Source organism: Streptomyces mutabilis (assembly GCF_046628145.1).
Classification (GTDB): domain Bacteria; phylum Actinomycetota; class Actinomycetes; order Streptomycetales; family Streptomycetaceae; genus Streptomyces; species Streptomyces mutabilis.
In genome coordinates this window covers 4,117,838-4,135,920 of record NZ_CP176874.1, presented here as the reverse complement: position 1 = coordinate 4,135,920, position 18,083 = coordinate 4,117,838, and the positions used below count along the sequence as shown (strand labels likewise).

Annotated in this window: 18 protein-coding genes; 2 read left to right on the top strand and 16 right to left on the bottom strand. The window is 73.3% G+C overall.

Annotated features, from left to right (window positions below; genetic code table 11):
• Window positions 1-5: 5 nt before the first annotated feature.
• Window positions 6-512: a GbsR/MarR family transcriptional regulator gene (locus ACLIN4_RS18560; protein WP_381911051.1), complete on the bottom strand. Its 507-nt coding sequence runs from the start codon at window positions 510-512 to the stop codon at window positions 6-8.
• A gap of 73 nt (window positions 513-585) precedes the next feature.
• Here ACLIN4_RS18560 and ACLIN4_RS18555 point away from each other — a divergent pair, with 73 nt between their 5' ends.
• Window positions 586-1,608 (top strand): ABC transporter ATP-binding protein, encoded by a 1,023-nt coding sequence (locus tag ACLIN4_RS18555; protein ID WP_411576025.1) that lies wholly within the window; start codon window positions 586-588, stop codon window positions 1,606-1,608.
• A complete protein-coding gene (locus ACLIN4_RS18550; protein WP_257101702.1) occupies window positions 1,605-3,278 on the top strand; it encodes an ABC transporter permease in 1,674 nt (557 codons plus the stop codon). The genes ACLIN4_RS18555 and ACLIN4_RS18550 overlap by 4 nt, the downstream gene beginning before the upstream one ends.
• Window positions 3,279-3,327: 49 nt before the next feature.
• On the opposite strand, the gene ACLIN4_RS18545 is transcribed toward ACLIN4_RS18550, so the two are convergent.
• From ACLIN4_RS18545 to ACLIN4_RS18475, 15 genes are all read right to left on the bottom strand, one after another.
• Window positions 3,328-4,557, bottom strand: coding sequence for a cytochrome P450 (locus ACLIN4_RS18545; protein WP_411576024.1), 1,230 nt, complete (start codon window positions 4,555-4,557; stop codon window positions 3,328-3,330).
• 110 nt (window positions 4,558-4,667) lie between these two features.
• A complete protein-coding gene (locus tag ACLIN4_RS18540; protein WP_107478646.1) occupies window positions 4,668-5,342 on the bottom strand; it encodes a response regulator in 675 nt (224 codons plus the stop codon).
• Window positions 5,339-6,763 carry a sensor histidine kinase gene (locus ACLIN4_RS18535; protein ID WP_107478647.1) on the bottom strand — a complete coding sequence of 475 codons (1,425 nt, stop codon included), beginning with the start codon at window positions 6,761-6,763 and terminating at the stop codon, window positions 5,339-5,341. The genes ACLIN4_RS18540 and ACLIN4_RS18535 overlap by 4 nt, the downstream gene beginning before the upstream one ends.
• Window positions 6,764-6,776: 13 nt before the next feature.
• Complete coding sequence (locus tag ACLIN4_RS18530) at window positions 6,777-7,460, bottom strand: response regulator (protein WP_100045303.1); 684 nt, start codon at window positions 7,458-7,460, stop codon at window positions 6,777-6,779.
• Window positions 7,457-8,848, bottom strand: a complete 1,392-nt coding sequence (locus tag ACLIN4_RS18525) for a sensor histidine kinase (RefSeq protein WP_107478648.1) — start codon at window positions 8,846-8,848, stop codon at window positions 7,457-7,459. The genes ACLIN4_RS18530 and ACLIN4_RS18525 overlap by 4 nt, the downstream gene beginning before the upstream one ends.
• On the bottom strand, window positions 8,841-10,085 hold the full coding sequence (locus tag ACLIN4_RS18520) for an acyltransferase family protein (protein WP_289908697.1): 1,245 nt from the start codon (window positions 10,083-10,085) through the stop codon (window positions 8,841-8,843). The genes ACLIN4_RS18525 and ACLIN4_RS18520 overlap by 8 nt, the downstream gene beginning before the upstream one ends.
• Window positions 10,086-10,131: 46 nt before the next feature.
• Complete coding sequence (locus ACLIN4_RS18515) at window positions 10,132-11,121, bottom strand: alpha/beta hydrolase (RefSeq protein WP_107478650.1); 990 nt, start codon at window positions 11,119-11,121, stop codon at window positions 10,132-10,134.
• 221 nt (window positions 11,122-11,342) lie between these two features.
• Window positions 11,343-12,248 (bottom strand): alpha/beta hydrolase, encoded by a 906-nt coding sequence (locus ACLIN4_RS18510; protein ID WP_289908623.1) that lies wholly within the window; start codon window positions 12,246-12,248, stop codon window positions 11,343-11,345.
• 102 nt (window positions 12,249-12,350) lie between these two features.
• Window positions 12,351-12,746, bottom strand: coding sequence for a hypothetical protein (locus tag ACLIN4_RS18505; protein WP_107478655.1), 396 nt, complete (start codon window positions 12,744-12,746; stop codon window positions 12,351-12,353).
• A gap of 36 nt (window positions 12,747-12,782) precedes the next feature.
• Window positions 12,783-14,039: a kynureninase gene (gene kynU / locus ACLIN4_RS18500; protein ID WP_100047946.1), complete on the bottom strand. Its 1,257-nt coding sequence runs from the start codon at window positions 14,037-14,039 to the stop codon at window positions 12,783-12,785.
• Complete coding sequence (locus ACLIN4_RS18495) at window positions 14,032-14,847, bottom strand: tryptophan 2,3-dioxygenase (RefSeq protein WP_100047945.1); 816 nt, start codon at window positions 14,845-14,847, stop codon at window positions 14,032-14,034. Before ACLIN4_RS18495 ends, kynU begins: the two co-directional genes overlap by 8 nt.
• 146 nt (window positions 14,848-14,993) lie before the next feature.
• Window positions 14,994-15,407 carry a DUF3151 domain-containing protein gene (locus ACLIN4_RS18490; protein WP_043371629.1) on the bottom strand — a complete coding sequence of 138 codons (414 nt, stop codon included), beginning with the start codon at window positions 15,405-15,407 and terminating at the stop codon, window positions 14,994-14,996.
• A gap of 122 nt (window positions 15,408-15,529) precedes the next feature.
• Window positions 15,530-16,561 carry a class II fructose-bisphosphate aldolase gene (gene fbaA, locus ACLIN4_RS18485; protein WP_107478652.1) on the bottom strand — a complete coding sequence of 344 codons (1,032 nt, stop codon included), beginning with the start codon at window positions 16,559-16,561 and terminating at the stop codon, window positions 15,530-15,532.
• Between the two features lie 147 nt (window positions 16,562-16,708).
• Window positions 16,709-17,257: an orotate phosphoribosyltransferase gene (gene pyrE, locus ACLIN4_RS18480; protein WP_043371624.1), complete on the bottom strand. Its 549-nt coding sequence runs from the start codon at window positions 17,255-17,257 to the stop codon at window positions 16,709-16,711.
• Window positions 17,258-17,267: 10 nt separating this feature from the next.
• The gene (locus ACLIN4_RS18475; protein ID WP_100047943.1) at window positions 17,268-18,056 is read right to left on the bottom strand and encodes an aldose epimerase; all 789 of its coding nucleotides are present in this window, start codon (window positions 18,054-18,056) and stop codon (window positions 17,268-17,270) included.
• Between the last annotated feature and the right edge of the window lie 27 nt (window positions 18,057-18,083).

Below are 18,083 nucleotides of genomic sequence, written 5' to 3'. Positions count from 1 at the left end.
CCGCGTCAGTCGCCGCCGAAGGTGCGCGCGCGGTGCACCCGCCAGCGCTCCATCATCGCGACGATCTCCCCGTCGACGAACTCGAAGAAGGCCAGCGTCTCCGCCATCCGGCGGCCCGCCGGGGTGTCCGCGCCGAGGCTGGTCACACCCTCGCGCAGGGCGCCCTCCCACCGCTTGAGGACCGCCTCGCGGTTGGTGAGCGCCTCGTACCACTGGTCGCTGTGCACCCGGTACCGCTCCCGGCGCGAGCCCGGTTCCCGCTCGCGCGAGACCATGTGCTGCTGGGCGAGGTAGCGCACGGCACCGGAGACGGCGGCGGGGCTGACCTGGAGCCGCGCACCGAGCTCGGCCGAGGTCAGGGCACCGGAGTCGGAGGCCAGCAGGGCGGCGAAGACCCGGGCGGGCATGCGCTGCATCCCGGCCTCGACGAGCTGGGCGGCGAAGCCCTCCACGAACCTCGACACCGCCTCCGGGTCGCGCTCCCGCTCCGTCGGCTCCGCTGCTTCCCTCATGCTTCGATCATCCCTCACATCCTGACGCTTTCTTAACTTCACAAATTTGTGAAAGTAGCGTACGTTCCGAATTATGACGAAGGCAATCAGCGTCTCCGGACTCCACAAGTCCTTCGGCCGGACACGCGCGCTGGACGGCCTCGACCTGACCGTCGAGTCCGGCGAGGTCCACGGCTTCCTCGGCCCCAACGGCGCCGGCAAGTCCACCACCATCCGCGTCCTGCTCGGCCTGCTGCGGGCCGATTCCGGCGCCGCCCAGGTCCTGGGCATGGACCCGTGGGCGCAGGCGGTCGACCTGCACCGCCGCCTCGCGTACGTCCCCGGCGACGTCGAACTGTGGCCGAACCTGACCGGCGGCGAGGCCATCGACCTGCTCGCGCGGCTGCGCGGCGGGCTGGACCGGCGGCGCCGGGCCGAGCTCGTCGAGCGGTTCGGCCTGGACCCCACCAAGAAGGGCAGGGCGTACTCCAAGGGCAACCGGCAGAAGGTCGCCATCGTCGCCGCGCTCGCCTCCGACGCCGAACTGCTGCTCCTGGACGAGCCCACCGCCGGCCTGGACCCGCTCATGGAGGTCGTCTTCCAGGACGTCATCACCGAGGCCAAGGCCGCCGGCAAGACCGTGCTGCTCTCCAGCCACATCCTGGCCCAGGTGGAGAAGCTCGCCGACCGGGTGAGCATCATCCGGCTCGGCCGGATCGTCCAGTCCGGCACCCTCGGCGAGCTGCGGCACCTGACCCGCACCACCATCGAGGCGGAGACCGAGCGCCCCGCCACCGGCCTGGAGACCCTGCCCGGCGTCCACGACCTGCGGGCCGACGACGGCCGGGTCCGCTTCGCCGTCGACGGCGGCGAGGTCGACGGCGCGGTGCGCAAGCTCACCGAGTTCGGCATCCGCAGCCTGGTCAGCCACCCACCGACGCTGGAGGAGCTGATGCTCCGCCACTACGACGACGCCCTGCCCGCCGCCGACCGGCAGGGCACGGACGGCAGGGACGGCAGGGACGGCAGGGACGGCAGGGACGGCGCTCAGGTCGCCGGCTCCCAGAGTGCTCAGGGCGGTCAGGGCGCTCAGGGCGGTCACGGAGCCGTGCGATGACCTCCACACCGACCACCACCGCCGCCGAGGCCCGGGTGCCCGACGCGACCGCCGCGGGCGGCGCGGGCGCGGCGGTCGTCGGCACCGGCACGCTCATCCGCTTCGCCCTGCGCCGCGACCGCGTCCGGCTCCCGGTATGGATCCTGGCGCTGCTGCTGGGCACTCTGTCCACGGCCAACAGCTACCAGGAGCTCTACGGCTCCCCCGAGGACCGGGCGAACGCCGTCGAGACCATGGGCAGCCCGGCCGGCCTCGCCATGTCGGGCCCGCGCCACTACCTCGACGCCTACACCTCCGGCGCCATGCTCGGCCACCAGATGCTCGGCTTCACGGCCGTTCTCGTCGGCCTGATGAGCGTCCTGACCGTCACCCGGCACACCCGGGCCGAGGAGGAGACCGGCCGGGCCGAGCTGCTGCGCTCCGCGGTCGTCGGCCGGCACGCCCACCTGGCCGCCGCCCTGTCGGTCGCGGCCCTCGCCAACCTCGTCCTCGCCCTGCTGCTGGCCCTCGGGCTGGCCGGCCTCGGCATCGAGGGCATCGACGCGGGCGGGTCGCTGCTCTACGGCGCCGGCCACGCCGCCGCCGGCCTCGTCTTCGCCGCCGTCGCCGCCGTCACCGTCCAGCTCACCGCGCACGCGCGCGGCGCCACCGGCACGGCCCTCGCGGTCATCGGCGCCGCCTACGTGCTGCGCGCCGCCGGCGACAGCGGGGAGAGCGGCGCCCTGTCCTGGCTCTCCCCGATCGGCTGGGTCCAGCGCACCTACGTCTACGTCGACGACGACTGGTGGCCGCTGCTGCTCTGCGCCGCACTGGCGGTGGCGTGCGCGGCGACGGGATTCGTGCTCTCCACCCGGCGGGACGTGGGCGCGGGCCTGAGGCCGGAGAAGCTGGGCAGCCCGGTCGCCTCCGGCGCGCTCGGCACCCCGCTCGGCTTCGCCCTGCGACTGCACCGAGGCATGCTCGTCGGCTTCGGGGCGGGCCTGTTCCTGATGGGCGCGATGTACGGGTCGATCCTCGGGCAGGCCGAGGACATGCTGAAGGACATCGACCAGCTCCAGGAGGCCCTGGACCGCATCGGCGGCACCGGCATGGCCGAGGCCTTCGCCTCGATGGTGATGGTGGTCATCGCGGTGGTCGCCGCGGTGTACGTGGTGATGGCCGCGCTGCGGACGCGCGCCGAGGAGACCGCGGGCCGTGCCGAGCCGCTGCTCGCCACCGGGTTGTCGCGCGAGCGCTGGGCCGGCAGTCACCTGGCCGTGGCCCTCGGCGGCGGCACGCTCGTCCTGCTCATGGCCGGCCTCGGCTTCGGCATCGCGGGCGCCGCCTCCACCGGCGACGGTGTCATGGTGCCCGAGCTGACGGGCGCGGCCCTCGCCCACGCGCCCGCCCTGTGGGTCACGGTCGGGGTGGCGGCGGTGCTGTTCGGCTGGTTCCCGAGGGCGAGCGCGGCGGCCTGGATCGTGCCGGTGTACGCCTTCGTCGTCGGCTACCTCGGCCAGATCCTCCAGTTCCCCGGCTGGATGAACAACCTCTCCCCCTTCGGTCACGTCCCCAGCCTCCCGGCCGCGGACATGAACTGGACGCCGCTGCTGGTGCTGACCCTCGTCGCCGCGGGTCTGGTGTGGCTGGGGCTGGCGGGCTTCCGGCGCCGGGACCTGGAGACGAAGTAGCCCGTCCGGTGAGGAGGGAGGGGTGGGGCGGGGTCCTGGGGCCGTGCGGTCAGACCTCGACGGTCAGGCCCTTCAGGCCCCGGATGACGAAGTTCGGTTTGCGCTCCGGCTCGGCGACGGGCCGGAGCGCCGGCGCCCGCTCCAGCAGGGCGGTCATGGACGCGGCCAGCTCGATCCGGGCGAGGGGCGCGCCGATGCAGTAGTGGATGCCGGCGCTGAACGAGATGTGCGGGTTGTCGCGACGGCCGAGGTCGAGGTGGTCCGGGGCGGAGAAGACCGCCGGGTCGTGGTTGGCGGAGCCGAAGAGCATCGCCACCTCCGCGCCCCTGGGAATCGTCGTCCCGTCGATCTCGATCTCGTCCAGCACCCAGCGTTCGAAGAGCTGGAGCGGGGTGTCGTAGCGCATCAGCTCCTCCACGGCGGTCGGCACCAAGGAGTGGTCCGCGCGGAGGGCGGCGAGACTGCCGGGGTCGCGGAACAGGGCCCACCAGCCGTTGACCGTGGCGTTCACCGTCGCCTCGTGACCGGCGTTCAGGAGCAGGGCGCAGGTGGAGACCATCTCCTGTTCGGTGAGGCGGTCGTCCTCGTCGTGGGCGGCGATCAGGCCCGTCACCAGGTCGTCGCCGGGGTCCTTGCGGCGGGCGGCGATCAGGGCGCGCAGGTACTCCGAGAACTCGAGCGAGGCGCGCACCGCCCGGGCCGCCGTCTCCTCGGACGGATTCAGCTCGTACATCCCGCAGATGTCCGCCGACCAGGGACGCAGCGGCGCGCGGTCCGACTCCGGGATGCCCAGCATCTCCGCGATCACGGCGACCGGGAGCGGTTCGGCGACATCGGTCAGCAGGTCACCGCCGCCCGACTCGACGAGACGGCCGACCAGGTCGTCCGCCAGGGAGCGGACGTACGGCTTCAGCCGCTCCACCGTGCGCGGCGTGAACGCCTTCGACACCAGGCGCCGGATGCGCGTGTGGTCCGGCGGTTCCAGGTCGAGCATCCCGTGGTCATTGAGCGTGTGGAAGGGCTCGTGCTCCGGGGGCGGCGGGGTGCGGCCGAAGTCCTCGTGCGTGTACCGGTGCACGTAGGTCCGGCCCAGGCGGCGGTCGCGCAGCAGCGCCGAGACGTCCGCGTGGTGCGGGACCAGCCACTGGTCGGTCGGCTCGTAGTAGTGCACGCGCCCCCGGTCCCGCAGCCCGGCGTAGGCGGGGTACGGGTCGGCGAGGAAGTCCGGGTCCCACGGGTCGAAGCTGTCGGAGCTGTCGGAGCTGTCGAAGGCGGCCATGGACGGACGCTAGCCGGTGACGCCCACGCTGAACAGGGGGCTGGGTGAGGCCCCTCCCGAACCCCGCGGGGCGGCCCCGGGCGCGGCGCAGAGGGCCGTCCCGATCCCCCTCAGCTCGGTGTCACCAGCCGCGCCTCGTACGCGAACACCGCCGCCTGCGTGCGGTCCCTGAGGCCCAGCTTCACCAGGATGCGGCTGACGTGGGTCTTGATCGTCGACTCGGCGACCACCAGGCGCTCGGCGATCTCCGCGTTCGACAGACCCTGGGCGATCAGCACCAGCACCTCCGTCTCCCGCTCGGTCAGGTCGCCGTAGGCCGCCTGGGCCTGGGGCATCATGCGCGGGCCGTCGGACAGCTTCGAGAACTCGGTGATCAGGCGCCTGGTGATCGAGGGGGCGAGCAGGGCCTCCCCGGCGGCCACCACCCGGACCCCGTCGGCGAGCTGGCGGGCGGAGGCGTCCTTGAGGAGGAAGCCGGAGGCGCCCGCGCGCAGTGCCTGGTACACGTACTCGTCGAGGTCGAAGGTGGTGAGGACGAGGACCTTCGCCGCATCGTCGGCGGCGACGATCTCGCGGGTCGCCTCGATGCCGTTCAGCTCCGGCATGCGGATGTCCATGAGGACGACGTCGGGGGCGAGTTCACGCACCTTGGCGACCGCCTCCCGGCCGTTGACCGCCTCTCCGACGACCTCGATGTCGGGCATCGCGTTCAGCAGCACCGAGAAGCCCTCGCGCACCATCATCTGGTCGTCGACGATCAGTACGCGGATCGTGCTCCCGGTCATGCGTCACCTTCGTTCGGCACGGTGACCGGCAGGAACACCGCCACCTCGTAGCCCCCGTCGTCGGTGGGGCCGGCGGTCATCTCGCCGTTCAGCATCGACACCCGCTCCCGCATGCCGGTGATGCCGTGCCCGGCGCCCGGCGAGGGCTTCACCAGGGAGGGCTCCGGCATCGGCCCGTTGACGATTCTCAGACCCAGCCCGCCCAGCACGTAGGAGACCTCGACGCGTGCGGTGGCGCCGGGCGCGTGCCGCAGGCTGTTGCTCAGCGCCTCCTGCACGATCCGGTACGCCGACAGCTCCACGCCCGGCGGCAGTTCGCGCACCGCGCCGGTCACCGCCTTCTCCACGTTCAGGCCCGCGTCGCGGACGTTGCCGAGCAGGGCGTCCAGGTCCGCGAGCGTGGGCTGCGGGGCGTCCGGGGCCTCGTAGTCCTCGGCGCGGACGACACCCAGGACACGGCGCAGCTCGGTGAGGGCGGCGACCGCGTTCTCCCGGATGGTGGTGAAGGCCCGCTCCAGCTCCGGCGGCGGGTTCTCCACCCGGTAGGGCGCGGCCTCGGCCTGGATGGCGACCACCGACATGTGGTGGGCGACCACGTCGTGCAGCTCGCGCGCGATGTTGGTGCGCTCCTCCAGCAGGGTGCGCCGGGAACGCTCGTGCGCGGTGACCGTCTGCTGGGCCGTCACCTCCTCCTGGGCGGCGTGGCGGACGTGCCAGAGGCAGACCACGAGCAGGGCGAACGCGGACGTCACCATCATGGGCCCGCTGTTCGTGTAGTAGTACGACCCGCCGAAGGCGACATCCGAGAGGAAGCCGTACACGCAGGTCAGGGCCCACATCCAGACGCCGGTGCGGGGCCGGGTGCGCAACGCCACGACGATCAGCACCGCGAGGTGGGAGACGAACGCCCCGGGCAGCCACGGCCAGTCCAGACCGTCGCCGTTGATGAGCGCGACCAGCGGGGTCGCCGCCAGGGACAGCCAGAACGCGCCGATCGGCCGGACCAGCGTGGCGAGCACCGGCAGGGCGCACAGCAGGCCGGACAGCAGGGCCGGTGCGTCACCGCCGGGCAGGCCTCCCGACACCGAGCCGACGGCCAGGGCGAGCAGTGCGGTCGCACCCACCACCGCGTGCGGGAGGTGCTGCGCGGCCTGCCGGAGCCGGCCGGGCAGCCGGCGCACGAACGGGCCGTCCGTGCGCCGGGGCGGCAGCGGGCGGTAGGCGAAGGGGTCGTGGAAGAGGTCTTGGCGCAGTCCCCGCAGGGCGTTCCGGAACAGCCGGTACTCCGGGCTGCGGGTCCCGTCCCCGTGCTGCGGGTGAGTCGTCTCGGTCACGCTCACACCGTAGGCCGCCCGGGTGAGGCCGGTCGTCCCCGTTAAGACGGGTTCCCGGGGGTCCGTCTCAGGTACTAGGCGGGCCACGACGCGTCGCTCCTCAGTACCCCGAGGGGCGTACCAGACCCGACTCGTAGGCGAAGACCGCCGCCTGGGTGCGGTCCCTGAGGCCCAGCTTCACCAGGATCCTCCCCACATGGGTCTTCACCGTCTGTTCGGCGACCACCAGCCGCTGGGCGATCTCCGCGTTCGACAGGCCCTGGGCGATCAGGGCGAGCACCTCCGTCTCCCGCTCCGTCAGGTCGCCGACGCGTTCCTTCAGCGGGGCGCGCGGTCTGTCGCGCATCCGGGAGAACTCGGTGATCAGCCGACGGGTGACGCCCGGCGCGAGGAGCGCGTCCCCGGCCGCCACCACCCGGACCGCCTCGGCGAGCTGGTCGGCGGAGGCGTCCTTGAGCAGGAACCCGGAGGCGCCCGCGACCAGCGCCTCGTACACGTACTCGTCGAGGTCGAAGGTGGTCAGCACCAGCACCCTGATGTCCGGGTTCTCCCCGACGATGCGGCGGGTGGCCTCGATGCCGCCCAGCTCCGGCATGCGGATGTCCATGAGGACGACGTCCGGGTCGAGTTCGGCGACCTTGGACACGGCGTCCAGGCCGTCCACCGCCTGCCCGATCACCTCGATGTCGGACTGGGTGTTGAGCAGCACGGTGAATCCCTGCCGGACCATCTGCTGGTCGTCGGCGATCACCACGCGGATCACGTCGGGGGTGCCGCTCGTCATCTGCTGCCGTCCTCGGGGTAGTAGTGGATGCTCGGGTCGTCGGGGGGCGGGTGGTCGGTGCCGTCGGCGGGCAGGAAGGCGGACACCTGGTAGCCGCCGTCCGGCAGTGAGTGCGCCGTCAGGGTGCCGCCGAGCATCGCCACCCGCTCCCGCATGCCGAGCAGCCCGTGCCCGGCTCCCTGCGACGGCGGGGCCTGCCGCACCGGCGGCGAGTTGACGACCTCCACCCGCACGCCGGTCGGGAGATGGGTGAGGTGCACCCAGGCGCGCGCGCCCGGCGCGTGCCGCAGCACGTTGCTCAACGCCTCCTGCACGATCCGGTACGCGGACAGCTCCACGCCCGGCGGCAGCGGCCGACGCCTGCCGCTGATCTCGACGGTCACGGTCAGGCCCGCCGCCCGGGTGTTGTCCACCAGCGCGTCGATCCGGTCGAGAGTGGGCTGCGGGGCGTGCGGGGCGGCGACCGTGCCGGGCTTGCCGGGAGCGTCGAGTGCTTCTCCCGTCTCGGGGTGCTCGGACCGCAGTACGCCCAGAACCCGGCGCAGTTCGGTGAGGGCCTCCAGCGCGTTCTCCCGGATGCCGGCGAGGTTCTCCTTCAGCTCGTCCGGAGGGTCCTTGACGAGGTGGGGCGCGACCTGGGCCTGGATGGAGATCACGGACATGTGGTGGGCGACCACGTCGTGCAGCTCGCGCGCGATGCGGCTGCGCTCCTCCAGCACGGTGCGGCGGGCTCGCTCCTCGGCGGTGAGGGAGGTCTGCTGCACCAGCTCGGCACGCGCCTCGCGTCGGCCGCGCAGGGCGGTGCCGAGGACGGCGACGACCGCGAAGAGGATGACGGCGAGCTGGCCGGTGGGCTGGTAGTTCAGCCCGCCCACCGCGCCCTGCAGGACGTAGGTGGCGAGCGCGGTCAGGGCCAGCACCTCCACGGTCACCCGGGTGCGGACCCGCAGGGCCAGCAGGAGCAGCACCAGCAGGTGTCCGATGAGCCCGGCGGCCGTCCACGGCCAGGTGAACTTCTCACCGCCCGCGACCATCTCCGCCCGCACGGCGAAGGCCCCCACCAGCATGGCCGCCATCGACATCCACCACGCCGCGACCGGCCGCCGCAGCGCGAACACCATCGCGCCCGCCTGGACGAGAGCGATCACGAAGGCGAACCCGGAGTCGACCCCGCCGTTGTCACCGAGCTGGGCCGCGTCACCGAGCAGCACGCCGAGCGCGGCGAGACAGACGACCCCGTGCGGGAGCCAGCGCAGCCACACCGACGGCGGCAGCGGGTCCGCCCGCCAGGTCCACAGGTCGTCGTGCAGCACCCTCAACAGGCGCTGGACCCGACCCGTGTCCTGCTGCCCGCTCCCCCTGCGCATCACACGGTCCACCCTAGACATGACGGGCACCTTCCGTCCCCGCCCCGGTCGGTGGGCGATGGGTGCGGACCACCCGGCTGCGGCGCCGCCCGCCGCGGCGTCCGACTCCGTGCTCGCAGGAGCGGAACGCGGCCCAACACCCCACCAGGACCAGCATGAACACCGGAAGCCACATGAGCCGGGCGGCGACCCAGTCCAGCCCGTCGGGGAGCGTGTGCAGGCCGGGCAGGCGGCCCGCGAGGAGGCCGGTGGCGGTGGTCGCCATCAGCGCCGTCTGGTGCCACAGGAAGATCGTCATCGCGGAGAGGTTGACCAGCGCGACCGCCGCCCACCCCACGGGCCGCCGCATCGCCCGGCGCAGCCGCTCCCGCAGCAGCAGGGCGAGGCCGCACTGGGCCAGTCCGAAGGTGACGGCGGCCAGCGTCGGCGGGTTCAGGTTGGACACCTCGGCGCCGGGGACGCCGACCATGGAGGCCGGGTAGCCCGCCCAGGCGACGAGTGCGGCGGTCACCGCCGTACCGCCGGTGAGCAGGAGCACGCCCGCACGGCGGCGGTCCAGTTCGCCCCGGGTCCAGGCGGCGCCGAGGGTGTAGGGGACCAGCCAGCCGGCGGCGAGGTTGATCCAGCCGAGCCAGGAAGGGGCGCCGAGCCCGAAGCGCAGCAGGTCGACGTGGAGGACGACGACCAGCGGCCACAGCGGATGCAGCCGGGTCAGCAACGGGGTCGCCGCGGTCAGCGCGGCGAAGACCAGCAGGAACCACAGCGGGGACAGGGCGAGCTTCACCAGGGTGTGGACGGTCACGAACTCCGCCCCCGATATGAGCAGCAGCCCCGCCGTCGTCGTCCACAGGGTGAGGACGGCCGCGACCGGGCGGAACAACCGGGTCAGCCTTGCGGACAACCAGCCGCCGTAGGACACGCCCCGGGCACGCGCCGACGCGTAACCCCGGGTGGCCACATGACCGCCGACCAGGAAGAACACGGCGAGGGTCTGGAAGGCCCAGGAGACCGGGGCCAGCCAGGGCATGTGCCCCAGCGGGCTGGCCGCGCGCAGGCCGGTGCCGTCGGCGACCAGGGCTGTGACCAGCCAGTGCCCGAGGACCACACCGAGGATGGCGAAGGCACGCAGGGCGTCCACGGCACGGTCCCTGTTCGCCGGCGTGACGGCGTCGACGCGTTCGGCGGTGCGGCGCAGAGCACGCAGGGCGCACCGGGCACGCAGGAGGCCGTACGACGGTGCCTGCCCGGGGGGCGGCATCGGAGCCGGTCGCGACGGGCTCACCGTCCGGGGGGCTCGCTTCAGGTCAGTCATGGGTCACCTCCGCGGTCTCGCCCAGGACGATCCGGGCCAGGTTCGTCAGGGAGAGGGAGCCGGGGTCGAAGTAGTCGCTGTGGCCGCCGTCGCCGGCCGCGAAGACCCGGGCGCCGAAGTCCCGGGAGACCGGGTCGGTGCCGAAGCCGACGGTGGTGCCGAAGAGGTCGGCGCTGAGGTGCGGGACGTGCTCCACCCAGTCGTCGGCGCCGCGCGCCGCCCAGACCCGGGCTCTCGTGTGCAGCCCGGCGGCGGAGTCGGCACCGGTGCCGGGGCTGCCGACCAGGGCGATGTCGGTGACGTCCAGGCCCTCCGCGGCGCGGGCGCACACGACCGAACCGTAGGAGTGGCAGAGGAGGGTGACGGAGGTGCCCGGGCCGGTGACGGCGCGCAGGTCGTCGACGAGGGCGCGCAGCCTCGGGGCCGCCGAGTCGGCGCGGTCGGTGGTGGCGACCGTGGTGCTGACGGTGCCCGGCGTCTCGTAGCCCAGCCAGGCCACGACCGCGGTGCCGGTGCCCTCGGGTGCCTTCGCGGCGAGCCGCCGGTGCAGGGCGAGGGCGGCGGCGCGGAACCGGTCGTACGTGTCGAGGCTGGTGTCGGAGCCCGGGACGAGGACGGCGACGCGGTCGGCGTGGGCGAGGTCGCCGAAGACCTCCGTGGCCAGTCCGGCGCCCCGGCCGTCGAAGGCGAGCAGCCGCCGGGACGGGTCGGCGAGCGAGCGGTCCGCCGCCGCGCGGTGGCGGTCCCCGTGAGCGGCGGCCATCCGGGACGCCTCGGCGGCGTTGGCCCGGTGGGCGGCGTACGCCTCCTCCAGCGTGCCGGCCGTCGGGGCCGCGAGCACCGCGGGGGGCGGGGCGGGGATCTCGGGCCGCGCGGCGCCGGACAGTGGAAGGACCACGGCGCCGCAGATGAGCGCGGCGAGGACGGTCCGGCGCCATCTGCTCCCATGCCGCCGCCAACGCTCCGCCGTCCCCGACCCCATGGCCACTCCCCTCCAGCTCGCCCGCCCATCGGGCGCGTCTGAAAGGAAAGTTATGGATCGAGCCGGGTAACTCGCGTCCCGCCAGGGAGCTCACCCGGCAGGTAGCTCTGAGGTACTACGGGTACGACAGCCCGCCGGGCACAACGCCCACTCCCGCTCATCCGAGCGGCCCGAGGACATTCACCGCGGAAGTGTTCACACTTTTTCGCAACGCCCCCGGCTCACCAAGCCAGCTGCGCGATCTCCTCCGCCACCACCGCGCACGCGTCCGCCACCGGGTCGATCAGCGGGAAATGGCCGACGTCCTCCAGCAGCGTCACACCCACCACCTCCCCGGCCTTCGCCGCCGCGTCGGCGTACGCCTCGGCGACCGCCTGCGGAACGTCCACGTCGGCGCGCCCCTGGACGAGGGTCGTCGCGATGCCGGTGGGCAGCAGCAGGGCGGGATCGGCGTAGGGCCGCCGCTCCTCGAAGAACTCCGGCCCACCGAGGAGTTGCCGTGCCGCGCCGCCGCACACGTTCAGCCTGCCGGCGACCTCGAAGTCGGCGATCGGCGCGAGGGCGACCACACCGCGCAGGGGCGCCGGGCGGTCGAGGCGCCAGGGCGCGTCGGCGGGCAGCAGGTGCCGGGCCGCCGCCCACAGGGCGAGGTGGCCGCCGGCGGAGTGGCCGGTGAGCACCATGCGGCGCGCGTCGGCCGCCGGGAGGTGCTGTCGCACCAGCGCGGGCAGCGCGTCGAGCGCGGCGGCCACGTCGTCGAAGGTGTCGGGCCAGCGTCCGGCCACCGGATCGCCCTCGCCCCGGTCGCCGGCTTCCCCGTCCGCACCCCGCCGGTACTCCACACTGGCCACGGCGAACCCCCGGTGGGCCAGGAAGTCCGCGAACGGACTGACGTGGCGGCGGTCGTACGGCGCCCGCCACGAGCCCCCGTGCAGCAGCACCACGACCGGCGCGGACCCGTCCGGTCCCCCGGCTCCGCGCGGCGCGTAGAAGTCGATCACCTGGTCGGGGTGCCCGCCGTACCCCGCGCTCGCGTCGGGTTCGACCGCCGGATGCGACAAGGCCGATCTCTCCTCCGCGGCGGTCCGCCCGGCAGCGGTACCCGGTTCTGCGGTGGCGTCCGGCATGCTCAACCTCTCAGCGACGACACGGTGTTGGCGGACCGGAAGTGGGGATTCGGCCGTTGGCGGGACGGTATCAGGCCGATGACGTGCGCGAACACGGGGTTGTCACGCAGGGTGAGGGACAAAAGGTGCGGCGGGCGCCCGAGCGACGAGTGTGGCCTGTCCCGTGAACTCGGGCCGCTCGTACGGCGTCCACCAGGACGTCAGCCCCCACACCCCCACCCCGAGCGCGGCCACGGCCACGAGCGCCGCCGCCCACGCCCGGCCGCCCAGCAGACGCAGGCCCAGGGCCCACGCCACGGCCGGCACGAGCGCACCGCCGAGCGCCACCAGCGGCAGGTCGACGTACAGCACGCTCAGGTCGCGGTGCTGCTGCTCGAAGCCGCCGGTGACGCTGACGCGGGCGAGCGGCGCCCAGGCGATCAGCGCGGTCACGGCGCCGACCACGCCGGCGGCCAGGCATCCGGCGCAGCCACGGGTCCGGTGATCCACATCGTCCATGTCCGCGTTCACGCGCCGGAGCCCCCCACCGGTTCCTCAGCCGGTCTCGGCCAGCGTCAGAGCCAGCACCCGCGCCGCCCGCTCCACGTCCGCGAAACCGACGTACAGCGGGGTGAAGCCGAAGCGCAGGACGTCCGGCGCCCGGAAGTCCCCGACCACCCCGCGCTCGATCAGCCGCTTCATCACCTCGCTCGCGGTGGGGGCCCCGCCCGCCCGAGCGGAGCCGGGACCGGGGGGACAGCGCAACGCGACCTGGCTGCCCCGCTCGGTATGCGCAGCGGGCGTCACGGACTCCACCCGGCCGTCCGGGACGTACTCCCCGACGCAGCGCAGGAAGAAGTCCGTCAGTGCCAGGGACTTCGCCCGCACCGCCGCGACCGAGACCCCGTCCTCGTCCCACACGTCCAGCGCCGCCTCCAGGGCGAGCAGCGAGAGGATGTCCGGTGTGCCCACCCGGCCGCGCAGGGCGCCGGACGCCGGCTCGTACCCCGGCCGCATGCCGAAGGGCTCGGCGTGCGAGTTCCAGCCCGGCAGCGGGGAGTCGAAGCGGTCCTGGAGTTCGCGGCGCACGTACAGGTACGCGGGCGAACCGGGCCCGCCGTTGAGGTACTTGTAGGTGCAGCCGACCGCCAGGTCCACGCCGTGCTCGTCGAGCCCGACCGGCAGGGCGCCCGCGCTGTGGCACAGGTCCCAGACGGCGTACGCCCCCGCCGCGTGCACGGCGGCCGTGAGCGCGGGCAGGTCGTGCAGCCGGCCGGTGCGGTAGTCGACGTGGTTGAGGAGCACGGCGGCCGTACGGTCCCCCAGCGCCGACGGCACCTCGGCCGGGGCGACCGGGCGCAGGGCGCACCCCGTCATCCGGGCCGCCGACTCGGCGATGTAGCCGTCCGTGGGGAAGGTGGACGCGTCGACGAGGATCTCGTCCCGCGCGGGAGCGTCCTCCCTCGCCATCCGCACCGCGGCCACCAGCGCCTTGAAGACGTTCACGCTCGTCGAGTCGCCCACGACGATCTGCCCGGCCGCCGCCCCCACCAGCGGGGCGATCCGGTCGCCGATCCGCTCGGGGGCGGTCCACCAGCCGCTCTCCTCCCAGGACCGGATGCGCAGTTCGCCCCACTGGCGGCGCACGACGTCCGCCACGCGGTCGGGGACGTGCGCCGGGAGGGCGCCCAGCGAGTTCCCGTCCAGGTACACGACGTCGTCGAGGACGAACCGTTCGCGCAGCGCCGCCAGCCCGTCGGCGGCGTCCAGCTCCTTCGCGGCACTCTTCAGCTCGTACGGAAGCTCAGACATAGGACCGCGCCGTCCACAGCTCGGGGAACACGCTGCCACGGGCCCGCTTCTCCAGCCAGGCCACCCCGGCGGAGCCGCCCGTTCCCGTCTTGGAGCCCATCGCGCGGCGGGTGGCGACCAGGTGGTCGTTGCGCCAGCGCCACACCAGCTCGGCCACGTCGGTGAGGGCCTCGCCGAGGCGGGCCAGCTCGCCGTTCTGGTCACCGGAGTAGACGGCCGTCCAGGCGGCCTCCACCTCGGGCGCCGGCTCGTACTTCCGGGTGACGTCGCGCCGGAGCACGGCGTCCGGGATGTCGTACCCGCGCCGCGCCAGCAGCCGGACCACCTCGTCGTACAGGCTCGGCTCGTGCAGCGCCTTCTCCAGCTCGGCGTGGACGCGCGGGGCGCCGCGGTGCGGGACGAGCATGGACGCGGACTTGTCACCGAGCAGGAACTCCAGGCGGCGGTACATCGCCGACTGGAAGCCGGAACCCTCGCCGAGTGCGCCGCGGTAGGAGTTGAACTGGGCGGGCGTGAGACCCGCGAGCGGCGTCCAGGAGGCGTTCAGCGCCTCCAGCTCCCGCACCGAGCGCTTGAGCGCGTCGGTCGCCGGCTGGATCCGGTCCTCGCGCAGGGCGCGGGCCGCGGTCTCCCACTCGTGGACGATGACGGTGAACCACAGCTCCATGACCTGGGTCGTGACCAGGAAGACCATCTCTCCGGGATCGTCGGAGAGGGTGTGCTGGAGGTGGGTGAGCACGTCCGCCTTGACGTAGTCCTCGTACGGCGTGCTGCCCTCGAAGTCGAGATTCGGGGCGTCGTGGGACATTTCTGTCTCCTGATGGCACTACGGGTAGCGGTCCGCCCTGCCGTTACCGGCACGGGGCCCCGGTCCCCACACGGCATCCTCCGCAATCGTCGCAGGAAACCGCAAGGCCCGCCTGCGCACCGCAGACGGGCCGGCACAGGGCGGAGTCAGCCCAGGACCTCGGCCGCCTCCGGCGAGGAGTCCTTCAGGAACTGGCTGCAGCGCTCGTACTCCTCCTTCTCGCCGATCGCCTGCGCGGCGCGGGCGAGGGCGTGCAGGGCGCGCAGGAAGCCGCGGTTCGGCTCGTGCTCCCAGGGCACCGGGCCGTGGCCCTTCCAGCCGCTGCGGCGCAGGGCGTCCAGGCCGCGGTGGTAGCCCGTACGGGCGTACGCGTACGACTCCACGACGCTACCCCGCTCGAACGCCTCGTCGGCCAGCCGGGCCCAGGCCAGCGAGGACGTCGGGTGCTTGGCGGCGACGTCGGCGGCGGAGGTCCCGCCGGCCAGCAGCTCGCGCGGCCCGGGGTCGTCGGGGAGGTGGGTCGGGGGCGGTCCCCCGAGAAGGTTCTCGTGAATGGCCATGGGGACAAGTCTGCGGCATGCCGGCGGCATACGTACGCGGGCCCGGCGCCCCGGGGAGATCCTGGGGTGCCGGGCCCGTCGCGGGCGGCGCGGGGTGGTCGGCGCCGACCGCCCCGAGGCCCTTACTTGATCTTCTGGCCCGCCGAGCGCAGGTGGCCGCAGGCCTCGACGACGCGCGCGGCCATGCCGGCCTCGGCCAGCTTGCCCCAGGTGCGCGGGTCGTAGGTCTTCTTGTTGCCGACCTCGCCGTCGACCTTCAGGACGCCGTCGTAGTTGCGGAACATGTGGTCGGCGACCGGACGCGTGAAGGCGTACTGGGTGTCCGTGTCGATGTTCATCTTGACCACGCCGTTCTCCAGGGCGGTCGCGATCTCCTCGGCGGTGGAGCCGGAGCCGCCGTGGAAGACGAAGTCGAACGGCTTGCTGCCGGCCGGCTGCCCGTACTTCGCGGCGATGCCCTCGTTCAGCTCCTTGAGCAGCTCGGGGCGGAGCACGACGTTGCCCGGCTTGTACACGCCGTGCACGTTGCCGAAGGAGGCGGCGAGCAGGTAGCGGCCCTTCTCGCCCAGGCCGAGGGCCTCGACGGTGCGGATCGCGTCGTCGACCGTCGTGTAGAGGGAGTCGTTGATCTCGTGGGAGACGCCGTCCTCCTCGCCGCCGGTCGGGGTGATCTCGACCTCGAGGACGATCCTGGCGGCGCGGGCGCGCTCCAGCAGTTCCTGGGCGATGGAGAGGTTGTCGGACAGGGTCTCGGCGGAGCCGTCCCACATGTGCGACTGGAACAGCGGGTTGCGGCCGGCCTTGACGCGCTCCTCGGAGACCGCCAGCAGCGGACGCACGTACCCGTCGAGCTTGTCCTTCGGGCAGTGGTCGGTGTGCAGGGCGACGGTGACGTCGTACTTCTCGGCGACGATGTGCGCGAACTCGGCGAGGGCGACGGCGCCGGTCACCATGTCCTTGCTGTGCTGGCCGCCCAGGAACTCGGCACCGCCGGTGGAGATCTGGACGATGCCGTCGCTCTCCGCCTCCGCGAAACCGCGCAGGGCCGCGTGCAGCGTCTGGGAGGAGGTCACGTTGATGGCCGGGTAGGCGAACTTCCCCGCCTTCGCCCGGTCCAGCATCTCGTTGTAGACCTCGGGAGTTGCGATGGGCATCTGTCCGCTCCTTGTATGTGCGGGTGGGCGTGGTACGTGCTTAGGCCCTGACCTAGACCATGGGGGGCGACGTCATCGTCGGCCCCATCCTTCCAGACGAACCGGGATACTCCGAGTGGCCGTCCGTCCCCCGGTCCGGCAGCGGCCTCAGTCCAGGCCCAGCTCGTCCTTGTCGTACGCGTACCGGTACGGCACCCCCGCGCCCTGCTCGATCTTCTCGGCGGCGCCCGTCGCCCGGTCGACGATCGTGGCGACGGCGACGACCTCGGCGCCCGCCTCGCGCACGGCCTCGACGGCGGTGAGCGGGGAGCCGCCGGTGGTGGAGGTGTCCTCGACGACCAGGACGCGGCGGCCCTTGATGTCCGGGCCCTCGACACGGCGCTGCAGCCCGTGCGCCTTGGCGGCCTTGCGGACGACGAACGCGTCGAGGCGCTTCCCGCGCGCGGCGGCGGCGTGCAGCATGCTCGCGGCGACCGGGTCGGCGCCCATGGTCAGCCCGCCGACCGCGTCGAAGTCGAGGTCGGCGGTCAGGTCGAGCAGCACCTGTCCGACCAGCGGCGCCGCCTCGCCGTCGAGCGTGATGCGGCGCAGGTCGACGTAGTAGTCGGCCTCGAGACCCGAGGAGAGGGTCACCTTGCCGTGCACCACGGCCTTGTCCTTGATCTGCTGCAGCAGCGCGCCGCGTACGTCACTCATGGTGGCCAGCTTAAAGGCGCCGCCAGCTCCAGGTCGTCGTGGCCTCCAGCGGCTCCAGGGGCGTGACCAGGCGCGGGAGGGTGTTCAGGCCGTTGGGCGGGCCGGTCTGCGGCTCCACGCAGACGGCGGCCTCCTGCTCGTCGTAGACCACGGCCCACTGCTCGGGGCTGGTCACCTTCAGCTCCAGCCGGTCCGGCCAGGTCAGGGTGACGTCGACGCCGTCGGGCATGCCGAAGCAGTCGTCCCAGGGGCCCGGCTGCGGGTCGATCCGGTTGCCGGTGGGGAGGTGGTCCTCGCCGCGCTCCTCCTGCCAGGCGGGGGAGAAGTCGATCTCCACGCCGGTGCCGTCGAGGGTGCGGTTGAACCAGGGGTGCCAGCCGATCTGCGCCGGGAAGGACGACTCGTACGTCTCGACCGACATGGTCAGCGTCAGCGCGTCCCCGGTGAGGGCGATCACCTGGGTGACGCGGCCGGGGTAGGGCCAGGGGTCGGTGAGGTCGTACGTGAGGACGGCCTCGTCGGCGGTGACGCGGGCGGTGCGCCAGGCGGCGTCGCGGGCGGTGCCGTGGATGGCGTGCGGCGGGGAGTTCAGCGGCATCCGGTGGACGACGGCGCCGTCGCTGAAGCGGCCGTCACGGATGCGGCCGCACCAGGGGACCATCGGGAAGCAGCCGTAGCGCTCGCCCTGGCGGAGCAGTTCCGTGCCGCCGACGCGCAGCCCGCCGATCCGGCCGCCGTTGCCCGGCAGCACGGTCGCCTCCGCGTCACCCGCGGTCAGCGTGATGGGTTCGTTACTCACGCCATGACCCTACTGGGGCGATCAACG